Below are 5057 nucleotides of genomic sequence, written 5' to 3'. Positions count from 1 at the left end.
CGCCGGGCGGGCAGGCCCGCTGGGTGGCCAGCGCTTTCTGGGCGCGGGTGAGCAGGGTGGCCTGCTGGCCGAGGAACTCGTGCGGGTCGAGGGCGTCGAGGGTGGTGGTGCGGGCGCGGACCTCGACGACTTGTCGTCGGTAGCGGCTGCGGCGCCGGGCGGCGCGTCCGCCGCGGGGGTGCAGGGTCAGGGCGTACTCGAGGTGGCCGTCGGGGTCGTAGAGCAGCAGCCGGATCGCCGCCCCGGGCCGGGTACGGGCCAGGTGGCGGGCGGTGGAGCTGGCGACGACGCCGTAGTCCGGGACCTCCCCCGGCCGGCGGTCCAGCCCCAGCAGCGTCGTGAGGTCCAGCCGCACCGCCACCCCCGCGCGGAACGCCAACGGTGCCGCCTCGGGCTCGGGCCGACCGCCGTCGGGGCCCGCGTCGTCCGGGCCAGCGTCGTCCGGGCCAGCGGCGTCCGGGCCAGCGTCGTTCGGGCCAGCGGCGCCCGGGCCAGCGTCGTCCGGCCCAGCGGCGTTCGTGCCAGCGGCGTCCGGGCCAGCGGCGTCCGGGCCAGCGTCGTTCGGGCCAGCGTCGTCCGGGCCCTGGTCGTCCGCGCCCCCGCCGCGAGGACCGCCGCCGTCGTCGGGACCGTCGTCACCGGGGGTGTCGTCACCGGGGCCGTCGTCGTCGGGGCCGTCGTCGTCCGGGCTGGGCGGGTTGAGGAGTTCCTCGGTGAGGGTGGCGATGACGGTGGCGTCGTCGGCGCCGAGCAGGTGCGGGCGCAGCAGCGCCAGGTAGACGTGGGCCTCGGTGAAGCCCTGCCCGACCTCGCCGCCGCTGGCACGCACCGCGGCCCGGACCGCGTCGGCGAGGGCCACCACGTGGGCGTGGGCCTCCAGCGCGAGGTCCTCGGGCAGATCGAGCCCCGAGAGCTCCGCCGCGCCGGAGGGGGCACTGCGCGCGATCACCCGGGCGCGAGCCACCGCCGCGGCGCGGCGGGCCTCGTACCAGCCCGAGTCGACCGCCGCGGCCTCCTTCTCCGCCGCCCGCCGCAGCTCGGCGTGGGTCAGCTCCCCCGCCCGGCCCAAGAGTCGCTCCACCACCCGGCGGGCCTGGGCGTCGTCGAGCTCGCGCACCGTGGCCACGATCGCCTCGGCCTTGCTCTCCTCCAGCCACCCCTCCCGCATCCCGTCCCCCAGCGCAGGCAGTCGCTCGATGACCTGGCGGGCGAACTCCAGGCGCGCGGCGGCCATCGCCGGCGACCACGCCAACGCCGCCGCCGCGATCAACCCCGACCGCGAGTCCCCCACCACTCGCCGCGTGGTCCCCGCCCGTGACCGGCACGCCTCGAGCAGCCAGCGACACCGCGCCCACGCGGCCCGGTTGTCGGCCCGGAAGGCCGCCACCAGCCCGGCCTCCACGTCCTCGCCGACCAGCGCGGTCGGGTCCGCGCGCAGCGGGACGTCGTACCCGCCCACCGGACCCACCGTCGTCGTCATGATTCGAACGTTAGTTCGAGGGTCCGACAGTCACGCCCGCTCCGACGCACGTCGAGCACCGAGTAAGAAGTGAACTGCGTCACACGGTCGAGCTCAGCCGAGCGACCCGACGACCATGGTCCGCGGCGCTACGCTCCCCGACCATGTCCACGTCGTCCCGGTGCTGGTGGTGGTCGCCTCCCCGGCGACCGTGACCCCTGCCCCGCGGCCGCCCACCCGGCGGCCGACGTGACCCTGCCCGACGAACGCGGATGCCCGGTGTGGCGGCCTCTCTCCCGAGAGGAACTCCCAGATGCCGACCGACCTCGAGACGCGCATCGCCGCCGCCCCGCACCGCTTCCGGGTCCTGACCGGCGACCGCCCCACCGGAGCACTGCACCTCGGCCACTACTTCGGGACCCTGGCCAACCGCGTCCGGCTGCAGGACCTCGGCGTCGAGACCTACCTGGTCATCGCCGACTACCAGGTGATCACCGACCGCGACCTGGCGGGCGACCTGCCCGGCAACGTCCGGGAGCTGCTGCTCGACCAGCTCGCCGCCGGCATCGACCCCGCCCGCACCACGATCTTCACCCACAGCGCGGTCCCGGCCCTCAACCAGCTGCTGCTGCCGCTGCTCTCACTGATCTCCGTCGCGGAACTGCAGCGCAACCCCACCGTCAAGGCCGAGACCGCCGCCACCGGCACCCGGGCGATGAGCGGCCTCATGCTCACCTACCCCGTCCACCAGGCCGCCGACATCCTCTTCTGCTCGGCCACCGTCGTCCCCGTGGGCCACGACCAGCTCGCCCACCTCGAGGTGACCCGCACCCTCGCCCGCCGCTTCGAGGAGCGCTACGGCCCGGTGTTCACGCTCCCCGAGCCGCTGGTCGGCCCGGCTCCCACCCTGCTCGGCACCGACGGCCGGAAGATGAGCAAGTCCCGGGGCAACGCGATCGAGCTGCGCGCCACCCCCGACGAGACGGCGGCACTGCTGCGGCGCGCGCGGACCGACGGCGACCGCCGGATCACCTACGACCCCGCCGCCCGGCCCGAGGTCGCCAACCTCCTCGAGCTCGCCGGCCTCTGCCTCGGCCGGTCGCCCGCCGAGCTCGCCGACGGGCTCGGCGACCGCGGCGCCGTCGCACTGAAGGCGCTCGTCACCGACGCGGTCAACGACCACTTCGCGCCCCTGCGACGACGCCGCGCCGAGCTCGCGGCCGACGCCGCGACCGGCGGGCTCGACGAGCTGCTCGCCCGCGGCAACGACCACGCCACCCTGATCGCCGAGGAGAAGCTCGACCAGGTCCGGCGCGCCATGGACATGACCTACGGCCGCGCCGGGGTGCTGACGTCGTCGTGAACCGCGAGGTCGATCCGGTAGCGCGTCAGGGCCAGCCCCGCGTGTTCCGAGAGCACCGAACCCGCCGGAGCCACGCATCCCTCCAGTGCGCCCACCAGCGACGATTCGTCGAGACCCGACCCGATCAGGACGAGCCGCGCCCCCGTCGTCGACGCCCCGGGCGGCGCCGCACGCACCCGGATCGCGGTCCCGACGGTCTGCACCTCCCAGCACCCGTCGTCGGCACCCAGGCGCACGATCCCCTTCGCCCGCACCACGCCCGCGGGTCCCGCCTCGAGGAAGGCCGCGAACCGCCCCGGGTCGAGCGACCGGTCGGAGACGAACGAGACGCTCTGTGCCGCCTCGTGGGGATGCGCGCCGTCGATCTCGCGCAAGAGCTCGTCGAGACCCAGCTGCGCCGGGCGCGGACGCGTGACCGGATCGACGAGCAGCGCCGGGTCCAGCGCCCCGTGCGAGGTCCCGACGACGGCGCCGGGCGCCACCGCGCGCACGCGCGTCACGGCCTCGTCGCCGGCACCCGCGCCCACCCGGTCCAGGCCGTTCACGACGGCGAGGTCGGCCAGGCGGGCCTGGTCGAGGTCCGGGTCGACGGCATCGAGCACGACGACGAGGCCGCCGTACGTCGCATGCGGATCGCTCGAGGCGAGCAGCAGGCGCACCAGCTCCCGCGGCTCGGCGAGCCCGCTGGCCTCCACGACGACGAGGTCGAGCCCGACCGCGGGAGCGGTGAGCTCGGCGAGCAGCGCCGAGAGGCCGTCGGCGTCGGTGGTGCAGCACAGGCACCCGTTGGCGAGCGAGGTCACGGCGTCGGCCTGGCCCGCGACGAGCATGGCGTCGATCCCGAGCGCCCCGAAGTCGTTGACGACGACGCCGATCCGCGTCCCGTCCGCATGGCGCAGCAGGTGGTTGACCAGCGAGGACTTCCCGACGCCGAGGTGCCCGGCGACGAGCACCACGGGGACCGTGCGGCGCTGACCCACGGCCGGCGAGCCTGCCAGACGCGTCCGACGTAGCGTCCGCAGCCGTGCGTCCCCTGGAAGGCCTCCGCGTCCTGGACCTCTCGAGGGTGCTCGCCGGCCCCTACGCCACCCAGTGGCTCGGCGAGATGGGCGCCGACGTCGTGAAGGTGGAGCCCCCGGGCGGCGACGACACCCGCGGCTGGGGCCCGCCCTTCCTCAACGACGACGCGGACCCCGACGACGAGGCGCACCAGCGGGTGTCGCTGTACTACCTGTCGACCAACCGCAACAAGCGCGGCATCGTCCTCGACCTCAAGACCGACCGCGGCCGGGAGGCGGTCCGCCGGCTCGCGGCGCGCGCCGACGTGCTCGTCGAGAACTTCCGTCCCGGCACGCTGGAGCGCTGGGGCCTGGACTACGCGACCCTCTCCGCGGACAACCCGCGGCTGATCCACGTCGCGATCTCCGGGTTCGGCCAGACCGGGCCCTACCGCGACCGGCCCGGCTACGACGTCCTCGCCCAGTCGATGGGCGGGATCATGAGCATCACCGGCGAGCCGGACGGCCCGCCCACCAAGGTCGGCCTCCCGATCGGGGACCTCAACGGCGGGACCTGGGCGATCATCGCCGTACTCATGGCGCTGCAGGCCCGGCACACCACCGGGCTGGGCCAGTACCTCGACGTCTCCCTGCTCGACGCCCAGACCGCCTGGCACACCTGGGCCGCACAGGCCGTGTTCCACGACGCGCCCCGGGCGCGGCGCCTCGGCGCGGCCCACCCCACCGTCGTGCCCTACCAGCCCATGGCGTGCGCCGACGGGACGCTCGTCGTCGCCACCGGCAGCGAGCGGCTCTGGCGGCTGTTCTGCGGAGTGCTCGGTCTCGACGAGCTCGCCGACGACCCACGCTTCGCGACCAACGCCGACCGCGCCGGCCGTCGGGAGGAGCTCATGGCGCTCGTCGAGGCGGTGATGCGCGAGCAGCCGGTCGCGCACTGGGCGGCGGCCTTCGAGGCGGCGGGGGTGCCGATCGGGCCGATCAACACCCTGGACGACCTCTACGACGACCCGTGGTCGGTCGAGCGCGGTCATCACGTGACGCTGGAGCACCCGGGCGTCGGGACGTACCACGGCACCGGCTTCCCGGTGCACGCCTCCGGCCCGGGCGCGACGCCCCCGGCCCCGACCGGCCCCCCGCCGCTGCTCGGGCAGCACACCGCCGAAGTCCTGGCGGAGGCGGGTTACGACGAGGACGAGATCGCGGACTTCCCGACGGG

At 75.4% G+C, this 5057-nt stretch carries 4 protein-coding genes; 2 read left to right on the top strand and 2 right to left on the bottom strand.

Annotation, left to right across the window (positions count from 1 at the left end):
* Window positions 1-1480, bottom strand: a 1480-nt coding sequence (locus AC0CYZ_RS07750; protein ID WP_472213951.1) for a DUF222 domain-containing protein, incomplete at its 3' end; no start/stop codon positions are given.
* A gap of 292 nt (window positions 1481-1772) precedes the next feature.
* Between AC0CYZ_RS07750 and trpS the strand changes: the two genes are divergently transcribed.
* Entirely contained in the window at window positions 1773-2822 is a 1050-nt protein-coding gene (trpS, locus tag AC0CYZ_RS07745) for a tryptophan--tRNA ligase (RefSeq protein ID WP_472213949.1), read from the top strand.
* Here the strand turns inward: trpS and AC0CYZ_RS07740 are convergent.
* Entirely contained in the window at window positions 2789-3802 is a 1014-nt protein-coding gene (locus tag AC0CYZ_RS07740) for a CobW family GTP-binding protein (RefSeq protein ID WP_472213947.1), read from the bottom strand. The genes trpS and AC0CYZ_RS07740 overlap by 34 nt on opposite strands.
* 44 nt (window positions 3803-3846) lie before the next feature.
* Here AC0CYZ_RS07740 and AC0CYZ_RS07735 point away from each other — a divergent pair.
* Window positions 3847-5057 (top strand): CaiB/BaiF CoA transferase family protein (locus AC0CYZ_RS07735; RefSeq protein ID WP_472213945.1); only part of this gene is annotated, 1211 nt, incomplete at its 3' end.

It is taken from the genome of Actinomycetospora sp. (assembly GCF_055612215.1).
This window is presented reverse-complemented; position numbering and strand designations above follow the sequence as displayed.

What these genes read in the sequence shown, in the direction of transcription:
- trpS (WP_472213949.1), top strand. Translation starts at nt 1,773, where the DNA reads ATGCCGACCGACCTCGAGACGCGCATCGCCGCCGCCCCGCACCGCTTC.